This window comes from Streptomyces sp. NPDC031210 (assembly GCF_055570395.1).
The window spans coordinates 129,613-146,905 of record NZ_JBVIHH010000016.1; the positions used below are offsets into that span (position 1 = coordinate 129,613).

The 17,293-nt window shown below is 73.7% G+C and carries 16 protein-coding genes; 10 read left to right on the top strand and 6 right to left on the bottom strand.

What is annotated here, in order from left to right:
- Position 1 precedes the first annotated feature (1 nt).
- Positions 2–1,123, bottom strand: a complete 1,122-nt coding sequence (locus ACZ45Z_RS26755; protein WP_468367336.1) for an arylsulfotransferase family protein — start codon at positions 1,121–1,123, stop codon at positions 2–4.
- Between the two features lie 102 nt (positions 1,124–1,225).
- Here ACZ45Z_RS26755 and ACZ45Z_RS26760 point away from each other — a divergent pair, with 102 nt between their 5' ends.
- On the top strand, positions 1,226–1,804 hold the full coding sequence (locus tag ACZ45Z_RS26760) for a helix-turn-helix domain-containing protein (protein WP_468367338.1): 579 nt from the start codon (positions 1,226–1,228) through the stop codon (positions 1,802–1,804).
- 10 nt (positions 1,805–1,814) lie between these two features.
- On the opposite strand, the gene ACZ45Z_RS26765 is transcribed toward ACZ45Z_RS26760, so the two are convergent.
- Complete coding sequence (locus tag ACZ45Z_RS26765) at positions 1,815–2,867, bottom strand: methyltransferase (RefSeq protein ID WP_468367341.1); 1,053 nt, start codon at positions 2,865–2,867, stop codon at positions 1,815–1,817.
- Positions 2,868–3,024: 157 nt separating this feature from the next.
- Here ACZ45Z_RS26765 and ACZ45Z_RS26770 point away from each other — a divergent pair, with 157 nt between their 5' ends.
- Positions 3,025–3,390 (top strand): hypothetical protein, encoded by a 366-nt coding sequence (locus ACZ45Z_RS26770; protein WP_468367344.1) that lies wholly within the window; start codon positions 3,025–3,027, stop codon positions 3,388–3,390.
- Positions 3,391–3,403: 13 nt separating this feature from the next.
- Here ACZ45Z_RS26770 and ACZ45Z_RS26775 read toward each other — a convergent pair whose 3' ends face one another.
- From ACZ45Z_RS26775 to ACZ45Z_RS26785, 3 genes are all read right to left on the bottom strand, one after another.
- Positions 3,404–4,099: a gamma-glutamyl-gamma-aminobutyrate hydrolase family protein gene (locus ACZ45Z_RS26775; protein ID WP_468367346.1), complete on the bottom strand. Its 696-nt coding sequence runs from the start codon at positions 4,097–4,099 to the stop codon at positions 3,404–3,406.
- Between the two features lie 37 nt (positions 4,100–4,136).
- Positions 4,137–5,609: an ethanolamine permease gene (eat, locus tag ACZ45Z_RS26780; protein WP_468367349.1), complete on the bottom strand. Its 1,473-nt coding sequence runs from the start codon at positions 5,607–5,609 to the stop codon at positions 4,137–4,139.
- Between the two features lie 100 nt (positions 5,610–5,709).
- On the bottom strand, positions 5,710–6,441 hold the full coding sequence (locus ACZ45Z_RS26785) for a FadR/GntR family transcriptional regulator (protein ID WP_468367351.1): 732 nt from the start codon (positions 6,439–6,441) through the stop codon (positions 5,710–5,712).
- A 94-nt stretch (positions 6,442–6,535) separates the two neighbouring features.
- Between ACZ45Z_RS26785 and ACZ45Z_RS26790 the strand changes: the two genes are divergently transcribed.
- The 4 genes from ACZ45Z_RS26790 (at position 6,536) to ACZ45Z_RS26805 (ending at position 11,476) form a co-directional block, all read left to right on the top strand.
- Positions 6,536–7,903: a glutamine synthetase family protein gene (locus ACZ45Z_RS26790; RefSeq protein WP_468367354.1), complete on the top strand. Its 1,368-nt coding sequence runs from the start codon at positions 6,536–6,538 to the stop codon at positions 7,901–7,903.
- A gap of 10 nt (positions 7,904–7,913) precedes the next feature.
- On the top strand, positions 7,914–9,281 hold the full coding sequence (locus ACZ45Z_RS26795; RefSeq protein ID WP_468367357.1) for an aldehyde dehydrogenase family protein: 1,368 nt from the start codon (positions 7,914–7,916) through the stop codon (positions 9,279–9,281).
- A 1-nt stretch (position 9,282) separates the two neighbouring features.
- Complete coding sequence (locus tag ACZ45Z_RS26800; RefSeq protein WP_468367359.1) at positions 9,283–10,068, top strand: 3-oxoacyl-ACP reductase; 786 nt, start codon at positions 9,283–9,285, stop codon at positions 10,066–10,068.
- A 118-nt stretch (positions 10,069–10,186) separates the two neighbouring features.
- Positions 10,187–11,476 carry an HAD family hydrolase gene (locus ACZ45Z_RS26805; RefSeq protein WP_468367362.1) on the top strand — a complete coding sequence of 430 codons (1,290 nt, stop codon included), beginning with the start codon at positions 10,187–10,189 and terminating at the stop codon, positions 11,474–11,476.
- 52 nt (positions 11,477–11,528) lie between these two features.
- On the opposite strand, the gene ACZ45Z_RS26810 is transcribed toward ACZ45Z_RS26805, so the two are convergent.
- Positions 11,529–12,785, bottom strand: a complete 1,257-nt coding sequence (locus ACZ45Z_RS26810) for an amino acid deaminase/aldolase (protein ID WP_468367366.1) — start codon at positions 12,783–12,785, stop codon at positions 11,529–11,531.
- 203 nt (positions 12,786–12,988) lie between these two features.
- Here ACZ45Z_RS26810 and ACZ45Z_RS26815 point away from each other — a divergent pair, with 203 nt between their 5' ends.
- The 4 genes from ACZ45Z_RS26815 (at position 12,989) to ACZ45Z_RS26830 (ending at position 17,180) form a co-directional block, all read left to right on the top strand.
- Positions 12,989–14,344 (top strand): hypothetical protein, encoded by a 1,356-nt coding sequence (locus ACZ45Z_RS26815; protein WP_468367369.1) that lies wholly within the window; start codon positions 12,989–12,991, stop codon positions 14,342–14,344.
- Positions 14,341–15,513: a type VII secretion-associated serine protease mycosin gene (gene mycP, locus ACZ45Z_RS26820; protein ID WP_468367372.1), complete on the top strand. Its 1,173-nt coding sequence runs from the start codon at positions 14,341–14,343 to the stop codon at positions 15,511–15,513. Before ACZ45Z_RS26815 ends, mycP begins: the two co-directional genes overlap by 4 nt.
- A gap of 59 nt (positions 15,514–15,572) precedes the next feature.
- Positions 15,573–16,307 carry an SseB family protein gene (locus ACZ45Z_RS26825; RefSeq protein WP_468367375.1) on the top strand — a complete coding sequence of 245 codons (735 nt, stop codon included), beginning with the start codon at positions 15,573–15,575 and terminating at the stop codon, positions 16,305–16,307.
- 123 nt (positions 16,308–16,430) lie between these two features.
- Entirely contained in the window at positions 16,431–17,180 is a 750-nt protein-coding gene (locus tag ACZ45Z_RS26830; RefSeq protein ID WP_468367378.1) for an MIP family channel protein, read from the top strand.
- The last annotated feature ends 113 nt before the right edge of the window (positions 17,181–17,293 follow it).

Below are 17,293 nucleotides of genomic sequence, written 5' to 3' on the forward strand. Positions count from 1 at the left end.
CTCACACCTGCCGGTTCAGCCAGGGCAGTTGCCCGGCGTCGTAGCGGTAGGCGCGGAAGACGGCGTTGTTCAGGGACGGGAAGAGCTCGCCGACCTCCGGCTCGCGGTAGGCGCCGAACCGCGGGACGACGTACTCCCAGCACAGCCGCCCCTCGGCGGTCACTTCGAAGAGCCGCCCGGTGGGGGAGTCGGTGATCAGGGTGTTGCCGTTGGGCAGCCGCTGCGCACTGCCCATGAACGGCGCGAAGAACGCCTCGCGCGCCGGGTCGTGGTACTCCCACACCACCTTTCCCGACGGTCGTTCGACCTCGATGACGCGGGAGAACGGCACGTCGCACCCGGACCGGAAGACGCCGTTGTCGAAGATCAGGATGTTGCCGCCCGGCAGTTCGGTGGCGTGGTGCTGCTGGGCGACCAGGCCGGGTTCCGTACGCCAGAGGATCTCGCCGGTCTCCCGGCTGATGACGACCACGGCCGAGACGCTGCGCAGACTGGCGAGGACATTGCCGTCGGCGAGGGGGAACACGGAGTTGATCAGCGGCCAGTGTTCGCGCGAGTAGGCGGGGTGCAGGGCGTAGGCGGCGGGGTCGAGGTGGTCGCTCGCGCGCCAGGACCACAGGAGGCGGCCGGCCCCGTCGACCTCCCGGATCGTGTCGGCGTACACCGTGCCGTCCGGCGCGGAGCCGGGGACGCCGCCGCGTACCGCCGCCGCCCGCGCGCCGGTCAACGGCTCCACGGCGGTGTAGAGGATGCGGCCGTCGCCGTGGTGATGGGCGTCGTGGTGCTGGAGCGGATCGGTGAACTCGCGCAGAACCGCGCCGTCCGGGGCGATCTCCCGCATCAGGCCGCCGCGGTACTTGTGCCACATCGGGAACAGCGCGTCCTGGCCGGGGAGGGTGGCGTTGTAGGCGAGGTTGCCGCCCGGCAGGATGCGGGCGTGGCGCCCCGGGCGGTGCGGCAGCTTCCAACGGTGTGCGACGGTGCCGCGCAGGTCGATGAGCAGCACCTCGCCGCCGCCGGTCAGGGGCGCGTAGAGGGTGTAACCGTCGTACGCGGCCCGTTCGTCGAGCGCGATCAGGCCGGTGCCGCGGCGCCGGCGTGTGTTTTGATCGACTGCGGTCATGGTGGATTCCCCTTGTCAAACTTTGTTTGATGGGATCAAACAGCGTAGACGTTAGGGACGCCATGTTGCCGCACTGTGAACGTGGCGATAAGGAGCGGGCAGATGAGCGGACCGGCGGCCGTCCCGGACAGCGGAGGGGGCGCGTCCCCGCGGGTCGGCGGGGGCGTGCGCAGGCGCCGGCGCGCCCTGGAGATGACCCTGGCCCAACTCGCCCGGCGCACCGGCCTGTCGGCGCCCTTCCTCAGCCAGGTCGAGAACGACCGGGCCCGCCCCAGCATGCGTTCGCTCCAGCGGATCGCCGACGCCCTGGACACCACCGCGGTCCGCCTGCTGGCCAGCGCCGACCCGCCCCGCACCGTCGACGTGGTCCGCGCCGGCTCGGCGGCCGTCCCCGAGGACGGCGACGAGGGCCGGGTGCGCCCGCTGGTCCGCGGCCGGCAGCAACTGCACGCCCTGGAGTTCACCGGCCGGCACGACTGGCAGCGCGAATTCCGTCACCCGCACGACGAGTTGCTGTACGTCATCGAGGGCGCGGTGGAGGCGGAGACGGACGGTGACCGGCACGAACTCGGGCCGGGCGACACCCTCTACTGCTCCGGCGGGGTCACCCACCGCTGGCGGTCCCTGGCCCCCGGCACGCGGGTCCTGCTCGTCGGCGTGGCGGACGACTTCCGCGGCTGAGCCGGTGCCGTCACGGCTTGACCGCGACCACCGCGCCGTCCGCGCCCGGCCCCTCGAAGCGCACCGTCCGCACGTCCGCGAACCCGGTGTCCGTCAGCCAGGCCCCGTACTCCGCCGCGGTGTAGTTGCGCCCCCACGTGCTCACCAGCATGTTCAGGCTCATCAGCGCGGGCAGCAGCGGCCCGTCCTTGCTGTCGGCGACCAGCAGTTCGCTGATCAGGAGGCGGCCGCCGGAGGGCAGCGCGGCGAAGCACTTGGCGAGGATCAGCCGGTTGGTCTCCTCGTCCCAGTCGTGCAGGACCTGGGAGAGCAGCACGGCGTCGTGCCCGCCGGGCAGTCGGGCGTCGCGCAGGAAGTCCCCCGGCACGCAGGCGATACGGTCCGCGAGGCCGGCGCCGGCCACTCGCTCGCGGGTCAGCTCGCAGACGAACGGCAGGTCGAAGACGGTGCAGCGGAGGGTGTCGTAGGCGCGGCACAGTTCGATGTCGTACGCGGCCCCGCCGCCGCCCACGTCCAGCAGCCGGCGCACCGGGGAGAAGTCGTGGGCCGAGGCCAGCGCCCGGGCGCTGGTGGCGGACAGCGCGTACATGCTCTTCCAGAAGGTCGCCTTGAGCGCGGTGTCCTGCGGATCGAACATCGACTCCGTCGCCCCGGCGTCGAAATTGGTGGGGGAGTCGGTGCGCAGCGCCTCCTCCAGCCGCATCCAGCCGGCGTAGCGGCGGTCGAGGGACATGATGGCGTCACCGAAGTAATCGGGCCGGCCGCGCACCAAGAACTCCTCCGCTTCCGGGGTGGTGGCGTACCCGGCGTCCGCGCGCCGCAGCAGGCCGAGCGCCGCGCAGGCCGTCAGCAACTGCTCGGCGGGCCGTTCGGCGAGGCCGTTGCGGGCGGCGACCTCGGTGGCGGTGGCGCCGGGCGTGGCCGAGAGCTGCGAGAAGAGATCCATCCGGGTCGCCTCGGCGAGCGCTTTGGCGGCCCACACGCCGGTGGCGATCTCCATCAGGCGCTTGGGCGTCCGGTGGCGCGTCAACGGCTTCTCCTCGACCGGGCGGGCTGCTGTCACCCCGTCATGGTTGCTTCCTCGTCAGGGAGTTCGCGACGGCCGAATGGCTTTTGCCCGCCCCCGCCCACCTCGCTAGTGTGTACGAATCCTTCGCGGAGGCGAGGGGACCACAGGGATCCGTACAGCCGGGTCCGCATCGACCAACAGGGGGAAACGTATGAGGCTCAAGCACTTCGGCACCGCCGTGGCCTCGGCGGCCTTGATCGGCACCGCGATGACCGGCGGGACCGCCACGGCCGCCACACCCGCCGCCGCGCACACCACCGCCGTGGCCGCCGCGCCCGCGGCGGCCGACTGCGTCTACGCGGAGGCGCGGGAGAGCGTGCGGATTCGCAAGACCAAGGAGGTGGGCGGCACCGCCCTCGGGCTCTTCCCCAAGGGCAAGCGGGCCTGCAAGGTCGGCTCGACCGAGACGGGGGGTTCGTACAACCTCTGCGGGCACCGGAGCAAGGTCTGGATGAAGATCTCCTACAGCGGCATCCGCGGCTGGATCCCGTACTACTGCGGTGCCCGCGAAGTCTGAGGCGGGCGGGCACTCATCCGGGGACGCCCGCCCGGGCCGCCGCCACCAGCGCGTCCATGACGCGCGGGTCGTCCCCGGCCTCCGGATGCCACTGCACGGCCAGGGCGAAGCCGTCGGCGGCCGGTAGTTCCAGGGCCTCGATGGTGCCGTCCGCCGCGTGGGCGGAGGCCACCAGTCCGTCGGCGAGCCGGTCCACCGCCTGATGGTGATACGTCGGGACGGAGACCGGCTCGGGCAGCGTGCGCTCCAGCAGGGTCCCGGCGACCGGCTTGATCTCGTGGTGGGCGAAGACGCCGGGCGGGCCCGCGTGCCCGTCGAGGTGCTGGACGAGGGTGCCGCCGAGCGCCACGTTCAGCAACTGAAGGCCCCGGCAGATGCCCAGCAGCGGTACGCGGGCCGCCAGCGCCGCCTCGATCAGGGCGAGTTCCCAGGCGTCCCGGTCCCGGGCGGGCGGGCCGGTCCGGGGATGCGGCTCGGCCCCGTACCGTACGGGCTCGACATCCGCGCCGCCGGCGATCACCAGCCCGTCCAGCCGGGCGACCACCGCGGCGGCGGTGGCCGGCTCGCCCGGCGGCAGCAGCGCCGGCAGGCCGCCCGAGCGCCGCACCAGCCGGGGATATCCGGCGGGCACCAGCGCGGCGGGCAGCGTCCAGACCCCCCACCGGGCCTCTTCCTGATAGGTGCTGATGCCGATGAGGGGCTGGGACATCGGGTCGTCCTCCTGGGGTTGTCGGGGTGGGTGGGGTTCAGTCGCGTTCGAGTTCCGCTTCGGCCGCCGCCAGCGCCGCGAACTCCTCCTCCGGCGCCGAGGCCACCAGGCGGTGCCGGGAGTAGAAGGCGAAGTAGGCGAGCGCCACGACGTAGACGCCGAGCGCGATGAAGGCGGCCTCCTTGTCGACGAGGAAGGTCGCCACCAGCGCGGAGCAGGCCAGGACGAACGCGACGGACGAGGTGACCATGCCGCCCGGGGTGCGGTAGGGGCGGTGCAGGGCGGGCTCGCGGCGGCGCAGCACGATGTGCGACAGGGACATCAGCGCGTAGGAGATGGTGGCACCGAAGACCGCGACGTTCAGCATCCGGGCGCCGTCGCCGGTGGCCGCCGCCAGCGCGAAGCCCAGCGCTCCGGGGACCAGCAGGCCGAGGTAGGGGGCCTTGCGGCGGCTGGTGAGGGACAGGAAACGCGGGAGGTAGCCGGCCCGGGAGAGGGCGAAGAGCTGCCGGGACCCGGCGAAGATGAGCGAGAAGAAGGACGCGACCAGGCCCGCGAGACCGGCGTAGTTGACGATACGGCTGACCGTGGTCGGCTTGCCGTCCGGCTGGAGCGCCTGGACCAGCGGATCGCCCGCCGACTGGATCGCGGCGGAGCCGCGGGCCCCGGTCGCGGCGACGAAGGTGATCAGCGCGAGCAGCAGCAGGATGCCCATCGCGGCGCCCATCGCCCGGGGCAGGGAACGGGCCGGGTCCTTGGTCTCCTCCGCGGCCAGCGGCACGCCCTCGATGCCGAGGAAGAACCACATGCCGAACGGGAAGGCCGCCCAGATGCCCAGGATGCCGAACGGCAGCCAGGAGTTGGCTCCGAACGCGCCGGCCTCGACCGGGATGTCGTTGAGGGAGTCGACGTGGAAGTCGGTGAGCGCGGCGAGGGCGAAGACGAGGAGGGCGGCCACCGCGATGGCGGTGACGATCAGGCTGAAGCGCAGGGCCTCGCCCACGCCCCACAGGTGGATCCCTATGAAGAGCACGAAGCAGGCGAGGTAGACCGGCCAGCTCGAGTGCAGGCCGAACAGGCCCAGCGACTCGACGTAGTCGCCGATGAAGATGGAGATCGCGGCGGGCGCGAGGACGTATTCGATGAGGATGGCGGTGCCGGTCAGGAAGCCGCCCCAGGTGCCCAGCGCGCGCCGGGCGAAGCCGTAGCCGCCGCCCGCGGTGGGCAGGATCGAGGCCAGCTCCGCCAGCGCGAAGACCAGACACGTGTACATCAGGCCCATCAGGACGGCGGCGATGGCCAGGCCGCCGAAGCCGCCCTGCGCCAGGCCGTTGTTCCAGCCGGAGAAGTCGCCGGAGACGACATAGGCGACGCCCAGGCCGGTGAGCAGCAGCGGGCCCGCGCTGCCACGGCGCAGGGTCCGCCGCTCCAGGTAGCCGTCCTCGGGCGACGGGGCGCCGCCCGGGGAGGGGGCGGTCGGTGCGGTCTGCGAATCGGTGCTGTCGGCCATGAGCCGCTCCTGCCTCGCCGAGGGAATCCGGAGTAAAGGTTTAGCCGCATACCTTTGCTGTCCGGGAGCCTGGGCGCAAGACCCGTGCGTAAAAGACTCGTTACGCCGGCGGAGTGGCCAGGAAACCGCGCAGCAGGGCGGCGGTCCCGCAGCAGTGCTCGCGCATCACCTCGCGCGCCCCGTCCGCGTCGCCCTCCAGCACCGCCTCCACCAGCGCGCTGTGCTGGCTCTGGGAGTGCTCCAGATTGCGCACCAGGAGCGGAATGCAGTCCAGCAGATCGTTCACGCCCGCCCGCACCGCGGCGTACTGCGCCGCCAGCGACGGCGACCCCGACAGCTCCGCGAGCGTCAGATGCAGCAGCGTGTCGCGCCTGCGGTAGTCCGCGAGCGGCGCCTCGTGGGTCGCCGCCAGCGCCTCGCGCAGCCGCTGCGCCTGCGCGCCGGACAGCCCGTGCGCCGCGCACAGCCCGGCCGCCCCCACCTCCAGCACCTCCCGGAAGCGCAGGGTGTCCTCGACGTCGATCTTCTCGATCCGGCGCCGCAGCTCGGCCTCGCCCGGCTTCTCGTTGCGCACCCGCACGAACGTGCCGCCGTAGCGTCCGCGTCGGCTCTCCACCAGACCCTCGTCCTGGAGGACCTTCAGCACCTCGCGCAGCGTCACCCGGCTGATCTGGAGCCGTTCGGCCAACTCCCGCTCCGCCGGCAGCCGTTCGCCCTGCGGCACCAGGCCCAACCGGACGATCTGGAGTATCTGCTCCAAAGCCTCCTCGAAACCGTTGCCCGCCCGCACCGGTCGCAGCACTGGCGCCAGCCGGTCCGCCGCACCGTCCATCGGAACCCCTTCCCAAGCAATGGTTCGTGTGCCTACCTTATGACCTCCGGATGCGCTGACCGGACTTCCGGACGCAGTGACAGGAGGCAACACCGTGGCAGACCGCACGCCCCCGCTCTCCGTCGAGGAACTCAGAGTCCTCGTCGACGCCGGGGAGATCGACACTGTCGTCCTCGCCTTCACCGATATGCAAGGCAGGCTCCAGGGCAAGCGGTTCGCCGCCCGCTACTTCCTCGACACCGTCCTCGACCACGGCACCGAGGGCTGCAACTACCTCCTGGCCGTCGACGTCGACCTCAACACCGTCGAGGGCTACGAGATGTCCTCCTGGGAACGCGGCTACGGCGACTTCGCCATGCACGGCGACACCGCCACCCTGCGCCGCACCCCCTGGAACCCCGGCACCGCGATGATCACCGCGGACCTGGCCTGGCACGACCGCTCACCGGTCGCCGCCTCCCCGCGCCAGATCCTGCGCCGCCAGCTCGACCGGCTCGCCGAACGCGGCTGGCGGGCCTACGCCGGCACCGAGCTGGAGTTCATGGTCTTCAAGGACACCTACGAGGACGCCTGGGCGCGCGGCTACCGCGGTATGCACCCCGCCAACCAGTACAACGCCGACTACTCCGTCCTGGGCACCGGCCGCGTCGAGCCGCTGCTGCGCCGCATCCGCAACGAGATGGGCGCCGCCGGCATGACGGTGGAGTCCGCCAAGGGCGAGTGCAACCTCGGCCAGCACGAGATCGTGTTCGTCTACGACGAGGCGCTCACCACCTGCGACCAGCACAGCATCTACAAGACCGGCGCCAAGGAGATCGCCGCCCAGGAGGGCATGGCGCTCACCTTCATGGCCAAGTACGACGAGCGCGAGGGCAACTCCTGCCACATCCACCTCTCGCTCCAGGACGAGGACGGCCGGCCCGTCCTCGCCGACGACGACGGCCCGTACGGCATGTCGCGGACCATGCGGCACTTCCTCGCCGGCCAGGTCGCCGCGATGCGCGACTTCACCCTCTTCTACGCGCCCAACATCAACTCCTACAAGCGCTTCCGCCCCGGCTCCTTCGCGCCCACCGCCGTCGCCTGGGGCCCGGACAACCGCACCTGCGCGCTCCGGGTCATCGGCCACGGCCGCTCGCACCGCCTGGAGAACCGCCTGCCCGGCGGCGACGTGAACCCCTACCTCGCGGTCGCCGCCATGGTCGCGGCCGGGCTGTACGGCATAGAGCACGAGCTGGAACTTCCCGAGGCGACCACCGGCAACGCCTACACCGGCGACGCCGCCCACGTGCCCACCACCCTGCGCGAGGCCGCCGAACGCTGGGAGAACAGCCCGATCGCCCGGGCGGCGTTCGGCGACGAGGTCGTCGACCACTACCGCCACATGGCCCGCGTCGAGCAGAACGCCTACGACGCGGCCGTCACGGACTGGGAGCGGTTCCGCTCCTTCGAGCGCATGTAAGGACGAGCACGTGTTGCACGAGCTGAACATCATCAACCCGGCGACCGAGGAAGTGGTGGCCACCGTCCCCACCACCTCGCCCGCCGAGGTCGACGCGGCGGTCCGGCGGGCCGCCGCCGCCCAGGAGAAGTGGGCCGCCCTGCCACCCGGCGACCGGGCCCGCCTCCTGCGCCGCTTCGCCGACGTCGTCGACGCCCACCTCGCGCCGCTCGCCGAACTCGAACTGCGCGAAGCCGGCCACCCGCTGGCCAACGCCGAGTGGGAAGCGGGCAACGTCCGCGACCTGCTGCACTACGCGGCCGGCGGAGTCGAGCGCCTGACCGGCACCCAGATCCCGGTCGCCGGCGGCCTGAACATCACCCTCCAGGAGCCGCTCGGCGTCGTCGCCGTCATCGCCCCCTGGAACTTCCCCATGCCGATCGCCGCCTGGGGAGCCGCCCCCGCGCTCGCGGCCGGCAACGCCGTCCTGCTCAAGCCCGCCGAGACCACCCCGCTCACCGCGCTGCGGCTCGCCCAGTACGCGCTGGACGCCGGACTGCCCGAGGGCCTCTTCCAGGTCCTGCCCGGCGAGGGACCGGTCACCGGCACCGCACTCGTCGACCACCCCGGCGTCGCCAAGGTCGTCTTCACCGGCTCCACCGCCACCGGCCGGCACATCGCCGCCCGCTGCGCCGAGCAGACCAAGCGCCTCACCCTCGAACTCGGCGGCAAGAGCCCCAACATCGTCTTCGCCGACGCCGACATCGAGGCCGCCGCGGCCGCCGCCCCCGGCTCCTTCCTCGACAACACCGGCCAGGACTGCTGCGCCCGCAGCCGCATCCTCATCCAGCGCTCGGTCTACGACCGCTTCATGGAGCTGCTGGAGCCCGCGGTCAAGGCGTTCGTCGTCGGCGACCCGGCCGATCCGGCCACCCGGATGGGCCCGCTGATCTCCGCCGCCCAGCGCGAGCGCGTACGGTCCTACGTCCCCGAGGACGCCCCGGCCGCCATCCGCGGCGAGACCCCCGCGGGTCGCGGCTTCTGGTACCCGGCCACCGTCCTGGAGGGCCGCCCCGAAGACCGTACGGCCATCGACGAGATCTTCGGCCCGGTCGCCGTCGCCCTCCCCTTCGACGACGAGGCCGACGCCATCCGGCTCGCCAACGCCACCGACTACGGCCTCTCCGGCTCCCTGTGGACCCGCGACGTCGGCCGCGCGATCCGCGTCTCGCGGGCCGTCGCCGCCGGCAACCTCTCCGTCAACTCCCACAGCAGCGTGCGCTACTGGACCCCCTTCGGCGGGTTCAAGCAGTCCGGACTCGGCCGCGAGCTGGGCCCCGACGCGCTGTCCGCCTTCACCGAGACCAAGAACGTCTTCATCGCTACCGAGGAGCACTGAAGTGACCGACCAGAATGCCGTCTGCCGCCGCCTGGTGGGCCGTACCGCAGTGATCACCGGAGCCGGCAGCGGGATCGGCCTGGCCACCGCCCGCCGGCTGGCCTCCGAAGGCGCGAACGTGGTCTGCGCCGACATCGACGCCACGGCCGGCAAGGCCGCCGCCGACGAGGTCGGCGGCACCTTCGTCCAGGTCGACGTGACCGACTCCGAGCAGGTCGAGGAGCTCTACCGCACCGCCTTCGACACCTACGGCTCGGTCGACATCGCCTTCAACAACGCCGGCATCTCGCCCGCCGACGACGACTCCATCCTCACCACCGGACTCGACGCCTGGCGGCGCGTCCAGGAGGTCAACCTCACCTCCGTCTACCTCTGCTGCAAGCACGCCCTGCCCTACATGCAGCGCCAGGGCCGCGGCTCGATCATCAACACCGCCTCCTTCGTCGCCGTCATGGGCGCCGCCACCTCCCAGATCAGCTACACCGCCTCCAAGGGCGGCGTGCTGTCGATGTCCCGTGAACTGGGCGTGCAGTTCGCCCGCGAGGGCATCCGCGTCAACGCCCTGTGCCCCGGGCCGGTCAACACCCCGCTGCTGAAGGAACTGTTCGCCAAGGACCCCGAGCGGGCCGCGCGCCGCCTGGTGCACGTCCCCGTCGGCCGGTTCGCCGAGCCCGAGGAGATCGCCGCCGCCGTCGCCTTCCTCGCCAGCGACGACTCCTCCTTCGTCAACGCCGCCGAATTCCTCGTCGACGGCGGCATCGCGGGCGCCTACGTCACCCCCGTCTGAGCGCGGACCCCCGCCTCGCCTGTTCCGGCGGGGCCCGCAGGTAGGGTCCGAAGATCACACCGGGACCGGCACGCCGCGTGCCGGTCCCGGTGCATTCCCCCCTCATATCGGAGAACACATGCGCAAAAGGCACGCCCTCGCCCTGGGACTCGCCGGGGCCGCGACCCTCTCGGCCCTCGCGGCCACCGTGCCCGCCACGGCCGCCCCCACCGGGACGCCCGCCCCCCACAACTGCCCCCGGCTCTCCAAGAACCTCACCTGGTACGGCGACAACCGCGCCGAGCTCCAGAAGATGATCGACGAGCACGGACCGTGCGCCCACCCGGACGCCGGCGACGACGCCCGCCCGGTCGCCGCCTTCGACTGGGACAACACCGTCGTCAAGAACGACGTCTCCGATGCCACCCTCGCCTGGGCGCTGCGCCACGACAAGCTGCTGCGCCCCAAGAGCTGGCAGGCCACCAGCAAGTGGATGACGCCCGCCGCACACCGCGCCCTGACCACGGCGTGCGGCACGTCCGTACCCGCCGGCAAGCCCCTGCCCACCTCGAAGAACACCGCCTGCGCCGACGAGATCCTCGACGTCTACGAGGACGCCGAGACCTCCACCGGCGAGCGGGCCTTCACCGGGGTCTGGAACCACCGGCGCACCGTGCCCGAATACGTCTGGATCACCCAGTTGTTCGCCGGAAACAGCCCCGCCACCCTGACCTCGTACGCGAGGAAGGCCCGCGCCGAGAACCTCGCCGCGCCCATCGGCCACGAGCAGACCGTCGGCACCCACAAGATGGCCGGCTACGTCCGCTACTACCGGCAGCAGAAGGACCTCATCCGCACGCTGAAGGCCGCGGGCTTCGACGTCTACGTCATCTCCGCCTCCGCCGAGCCGATCGTCGAGGCGTGGTCGGGCGGCGCCGGCATCGACAAGGCGCACACCATCGGCATCCGCAACCTGGTCGCCGGCGGCAGGCTGACCACCGGCGTACGCGGCTGCGGCGACGTCAAGGACGGCCGCGGCGAGGTGCTGCCCTACATGGACGGCAAGCGCTGCTGGATCAACCAGGAGGTCTTCAAGGTCAAGGGCGCCGAGGCGTGGCGCCAGCAGGACCCCGGCCACCGCATCACCTTCGGCGCCGGCGACGCCGAGACCGATGTGACGTTCGTGAAGGACGCCACCGGCGCGCACCTGACCATCAACCGCAACAAGACCGAACTCATGTGCCGCGCCTACGACAACGCGGACGGCCACTGGGTCGTCAACCCCATGTTCATCGAGCCGCTGCCCCGCAAGTCCGGCGGCTACCCCTGCTCGACGGAGGGCTACACCAACACCGACGGCGGCCTCGGCCCGATGCGCCGCGCCGACGGCACCGTCGTGCCCGACCAGAGCGACCGCGTCCACGGCTGACGGTGACGGGCCGCGCCGTCGCCGGCGCGGCCCGCTGCCGCCGCCCCCGCCGTCACAGGAAGGTCTTCCCCTCCCCGCGGTACGTCGGGACCGTCTCCACCACCCGGTCGCCCTCGATCAGCCGAAGCTGCGCGAACCGCTCGCACAGCTCACCGGCCTTCGCGTGCCGGAACCACACCTTGTCGCCGATCCGCAGCCCGTCGGCGGCCGGCCCCAGCAGCGGCGTCTGGACCTCGCCGGCGCCCTCCTGCGGGTCGTAGCGCAGCCCCGCCGGCAGATACGGCTCCGGCAGCCGGTCACCGCCCGGGGCGCCCGACGCCGGATAGCCGCCGCCCAGGACCGTCACCACCCCCGGGCCCGGCCGGCGCACCACCGGCTGGGCGAACAGCGCCGCCGGACGCCCGTGGAACGAACGGAAGTTGTCGAACAGTCGCGGGACGTACAGCCCCGACCCGGCCGCGATCTCCGTGACCGCCGCCTCCGCCGCCGTGTGCTGCACACTGCCCGTGCCGCCGCCGTTGACGAACTCCAGCCGCGGCGCCACCTCCCGCACCGCCCGGACGGCCGCCCAGCGCCGCTGCGCCAGCTCCTTGCGCGCCGCCGCCTGCATCACGCGGATGGCCCGCGAGAACACCGGCTTGCCCGCCACCTCGTCGCCCACACCCGCCACATGGCCCTCGTAGGCCATCAGACCCACCAGCCGGAAGCCCGGTCGGCGCACCACCGCACGCGCCAGCGCCGCCAGCGCGCCGGGCTCGCGCAGCGGCGACCGGCGGGCCCCCACGCGCACCTTCCCGCCCAGCGGCCGGTAGGAGGTGTCCAACTCCAGGCACACCCGCACCTCCGCGCCGCCGCCCGGCGGCCGGGCCGCGTCGATCAGGTCAAGCTGCGCGGTGTCGTCGGCCATCACCGTCACGGCGGCCGCCAGGCCCGCGTCCGCGGTCAGTTCGGCGAATCCCGCCCGGTCCGCCGACGGATACGCCAGCAGGATGTCCGGGAAACCCGAACGCGCCAGCCACAGCGACTCGCCCAGCGTGAAACTCATGATCCCGGCGAAGCCGTCCCGCGCCAGCACCCGCTCCAACAGGGCCCGGCAGCGCACCGACTTGCTCGCCACCCGGATCGGTTTGCCCCGCGAACGGCGCACCAGATCAGCGGCGTTGGCGTCGAAAGCGGCCAGATCGACGACGGCCAGCGGCGCGTCGAGGTGAGCGGTCGCCCGGTCGAGGGGGTTCTCCCCGGCTCGCCGGGAGCGGACGGCGCGGGGAAGGGCTTTGTCGCCATACGCGTCGGCGGGATGCTGGGCCATGGCCGCAGCCTGCCAGACACCGCTACCACGGGGTAGGGGAGAGATCGCGACAGAGCGGACACGGGTTGGAGGACCGGTCGCGCCAGCCCGTAGAGTGACCCGACACCGCAGCCCAGCAGGTCAGCGGCTGTTGTCCGGATACGAACCACCCTGCCCCGATTGCCGGTCGGGCACGGGGACGAGCGGCGCGAGGGGGAGCGCGGGTGAGCACCGACGCCGATTACGCCGACGCGCGGCATACACCGCCCATACCCCCGAGGCCGCCCCGGCGGCCCGCCGAGGCCGCCACCCCGGACGACGATCCGCGCACCACGGTCCTGCGGCCGGTCCCCGCAGATCCCTCCGTCCCGCCGCCCGCCGCCCCCGGCGCGCCCACGGCCCCGCCGCGCCCCGCGACGCCGCCGCCCGCCCCGCCCCGGCCCCGCACGGAGCCCGCCGCCGCCCCGCCACCGCCGCCCCGCCCCGACCGGGCGCCCGGCGCCCCCGGCCCGGCCGACGCCCCCGCCGCGCCCCCGCCCCCCACCGGCCCCGCCGCCTTCCGCGACACCGCCGCCTTCCACCTGGCCAACAGCCAGGGACTGTGGAACGGCGGCCCCGGCCGTGGCACGAACACCCCCCAGCCGGCCCCGGAGCGCGCCGCCGCCGCGCGCCCCGCACCCGCCGCCCCGCCGCCACCCGGCCCCGGCACCCCGCCCCCCGACTGGCCCCGAACTCCCCTGCCGCACCAGGGCGTTGCCGCACCCGGCGGCCCGCTCCACACGCCCCCGCGCCGACCGGCGGACGCGCCCGGCCGCCGTTTCGGCGGGCGCCTGATCGCCGTCGCGGCCTGCCTCGTCCTCGGCATCGGCCTCATCGGCGGTGCCGCCGCCGGCAGCGTTCTCACCGACGACGCCGCCGTGGCCCCCGCCGCAGAAACGATCTTTGCCAAGGGCCGCAACGCCTGGCGCGACACCCCGGTCGACACGCTCTTCCCGCGCACGCTGCACGGCCTGGGCGCCGGACCCGGCGGCGCCGACCGGTACTGGACCCGCGTCGCCGTCGCCCCCGACAGCGGCTGCTCGGGCGCCCTGGACCCGCCGCTGACCAAGGCACTCGCCCCGGCCGGCTGCACCCGCCTGCTGCGCGCCACCTACACCGACGCCACCCGCACCGCCTTCATCACCGTCGGCGCCCAGACCACCAAGGCCGACCAGCCCGGCATGCTCGCCCTCAACTCCCGCTTCAGCACCCGCAGCCTGAGCCTCCGCCAGGACCTGATGCCCCTGCCGTACGCCCCCAAGGGCACCGACGCCGCGGCCTTCGGCGCCGACCAGCGGGCGAGCTGGACCGTCCGCGTCCTGACCGACATCCCCGTCATCGTCTTCGCCGTCTCCGGCTTCGCCGACGGCCGCGCCGTCCGCGCCCCGCAGCCCGCCGAGGCCGCCACCCGGCCCGGCGCCACCACCCCACCCGCCGAATCCGGCCTCGGCCACGACGCCAAGGGCGTCGCCGACCGTGTCGAGGCGATCTTCCGCAAGGCGTCCGGCAGCCCCGCCCAGGCACCGCAGGAGGCGCCATGACCAGGGCCGCCCTCCGCGCCGCCGCCCTCACGCTGGCGGGTGCCGCGCTCGCCGCGCTGCCCGCCGCGCCCGCGCGGGCCGACACCGTCCGCGCCCAGGAGTGGGCCCTTCAGGCCATGCACGCCCAGGACGCCTGGCGCACCACCAAGGGCGAGGGCGTCACCGTGGCCGTCCTGGACACCGGCGTCGACGCCGGCCACCCCGACCTCAAGGGACAGGTGCTGCCGGAGAAGGACCTGGTCGGCTTCGGCGCCGGCCCCGGTGACGACGACTGGGCCGAACACGGCACCGGCATGGCCAGCGTCATAGCCGGCCACGGACACGGCGCCGGCCGCCAGGACGGACTGCTCGGCATCGCGCCCGAAGCCGACATCCTCCCCGTCCGGGTGATCCTCGAAGACGACGACCCGCAGCGCCAGCGCGCCCGCACGGAAAAGGGCGGCGCACTCGCCGACGGCATCCGCTGGGCCGCCGACCACGGCGCCGACGTGATCAACATGTCGCTCGGCGACGACAGCGAGTCCGCCCACCCCGAACCCCGCGAGGACGCCGCCATCCAGTACGCCCTCGGCAAGGGCATCCCCGTCGTCGCCTCCGCCGGCAACGGCGGCCAGAAGGGCAACCACGTCTCCTACCCCGCCGCCTACCCGGGCGTCATCGCGGTCACCGCCATCAACCAGCAGCGCGACCGCACCCCGTTCTCCACCCGCCACTGGTACGCCACCGTCTGCGCGCCCGGCGAAGAGGTCGTCATGGCCAACCCCGACCGCGCCTACTACCGCGGCTTCGGAACGAGCCCCGCCGCCGCCCTGGTCTCCGGTTCCGTCGCCCTGATCCGCGCCGTCCACCCCGACCTGGCCCCCGCCCAGATCAAGCGGCTGCTCACCGACACCGCCCAGGACACCCCCGACGGCGGCCGCGACGACGACTTCGGCGCCGGGCTGGTCGACGCGGCCGCCGCCCTCCGGGCCGCCGACGGCATCGAGCCCGCCCCCCGCAAGCCGTCCCCCGCCGCCCACACCGCGCGCTACTTCGGCCCCGGCCCCACCGCGGAGCCCGACGCGGCGGGCCCGGTCGCCTGGCTCCCCTGGACCGCCGGCGCCGCGGGCCTGGCCCTCCTGGCCACCGCCGTCCTCCTCTGGCGCGGCCGCCCCGCCCGCCGTTACTGACCCACCGGCCGGCCCGCACCCACCCCCGCCCGGAAAACCCCGGCCGGTAGGCTCACGAGGTGGCTCAGAAGAACATCCCGGACCCCGGCTTCTCCGACGACGACGGCTCCGCCGACCCGGCCCTGGCCGCGGCACTGGCGGCGTACGACCGCGACCGCACCACCGAGCCCGCGCTCCTGCGGGCCCTGGCCGGCGCCCGCGTCCTCGTACCGGTCGTCGCCCTCCTGGGGGAGAGCGAGACCGGCCCGGACGGGCTGCGCCGCGAGAAGACCAGCGACATGGCCGTACCCACCCTCCAGGCCCCCGACGGCCGCCGCGCGCTGCCCGCCTTCACCTCCCTGGAGACCCTGGGGCGCTGGCGCCCGGACGCCCGCCCGGTGGCCGTACCCCTGAAGCAGGCGCTGCTCGCCGCCTCGCACGAGAAGGCCGACACGGTCGTCGTCGACCTGGCCGGGCCGGTCACCTACCAGCTCACCGGCGCCGCGCTGCGCGCCCTGGCCGAAGGCCGGGACAGCGCCGACCCGCTCGCCGACCCGGCCGTCGCCGAGGCGCTGCGGGCCCTGCTCGCCGCCGAACCGGCCGTCCGGACCGCCCGCCTCGTCCCCTCGCAGGAGACCGACGCCACCCTCGCCGTCGGCCTGGCCCCGGGCGCCCCCGCCACCGAGGTCGCCCAGCGCCTGGCGCGGGCCCTGGCCGCCGACGAGGTGCTGCGCGGCCGGCTGGTACGCGGCCTGGACCTGGCGCTGCTGCCGCCCGGCACCACGGACACCGGGGAACCGCTCTACCGCCGCTGACCCGGGCCCCAGGTTCCCCGGGCGCCTACGCGCTCCTCTTGTCCCCTCCCCGCCCCGACGGGCGCGTTCGGCTCCCCGGCCGCACAATTCGAGGAGAGCTCAAGATCCACGCGAGGAGAGCCCATGGAGACCACGGAGACCCGCACGGTCGTATCCGAATTCCTCGGCACCCTGCTCCTGGTGTTCTTCGCCGTCGGCGCGGCAGTGCTGGCGGGCGAATACATCGGGACCTTCGGCATCGCCCTGGCCTTCGGATTCACCATGCTGGCGCTTGCCTACGCCCTCGGGCCGATCTCCGGTTGCCACATCAACCCCGCGGTGACGCTGGGCATGCTGCTGGCCCGCCGGATCACCGTCCGCAGGGCCGTCGAATACTGGATCGCCCAGGTGCTCGGCGGCATCGTCGGAGCCGCCCTGCTCTTCCTGGTCGCCAAGCAGGTCCCGGGTCTGAAGACCCACGAGGCGTTCGGCACGAACGGCTGGGGCGACCGCTCCGCGGTGCACCTCAACCTCGGCGGCACGTTCGTCGCCGAGATGGTGATGACCTTCCTGTTCGTCTTCGTCGTCCTCGCCGTCACCCACAAGGTCGCCGTCATCGGCTTCGACGGCCTGCCGATCGGCCTGGCGCTCGCCGCCGTCCACCTCATCGGCATCCCCCTGGACGGCACCTCCGTCAACCCGGCCCGGAGCATCGGCCCGGCCTTCTTCGCCGGCGGCGCGGGCATCACGCAGGTCTGGCTGTTCATCGTCGCGCCCCTGATCGGCGGCGCGCTGGCCGCCGTGGTCCACCAGGTCACCCACCCGCCGCTGGAGCCGCGCATCATCGCCGACGAGTCCGCGCCCGACCAGCCCTCACCCGACGCCCGCGTCTGACCGCGCCCCCGACGGCGACCGGGGGAGAGAGAGGGGAAGGGGGGGGGGGGGGGGGGGGGGGGGGGGGGGGGGGGGGGGGGGGGGGGGGGGGGGAGGGGGGGGGGGGGGGAAAG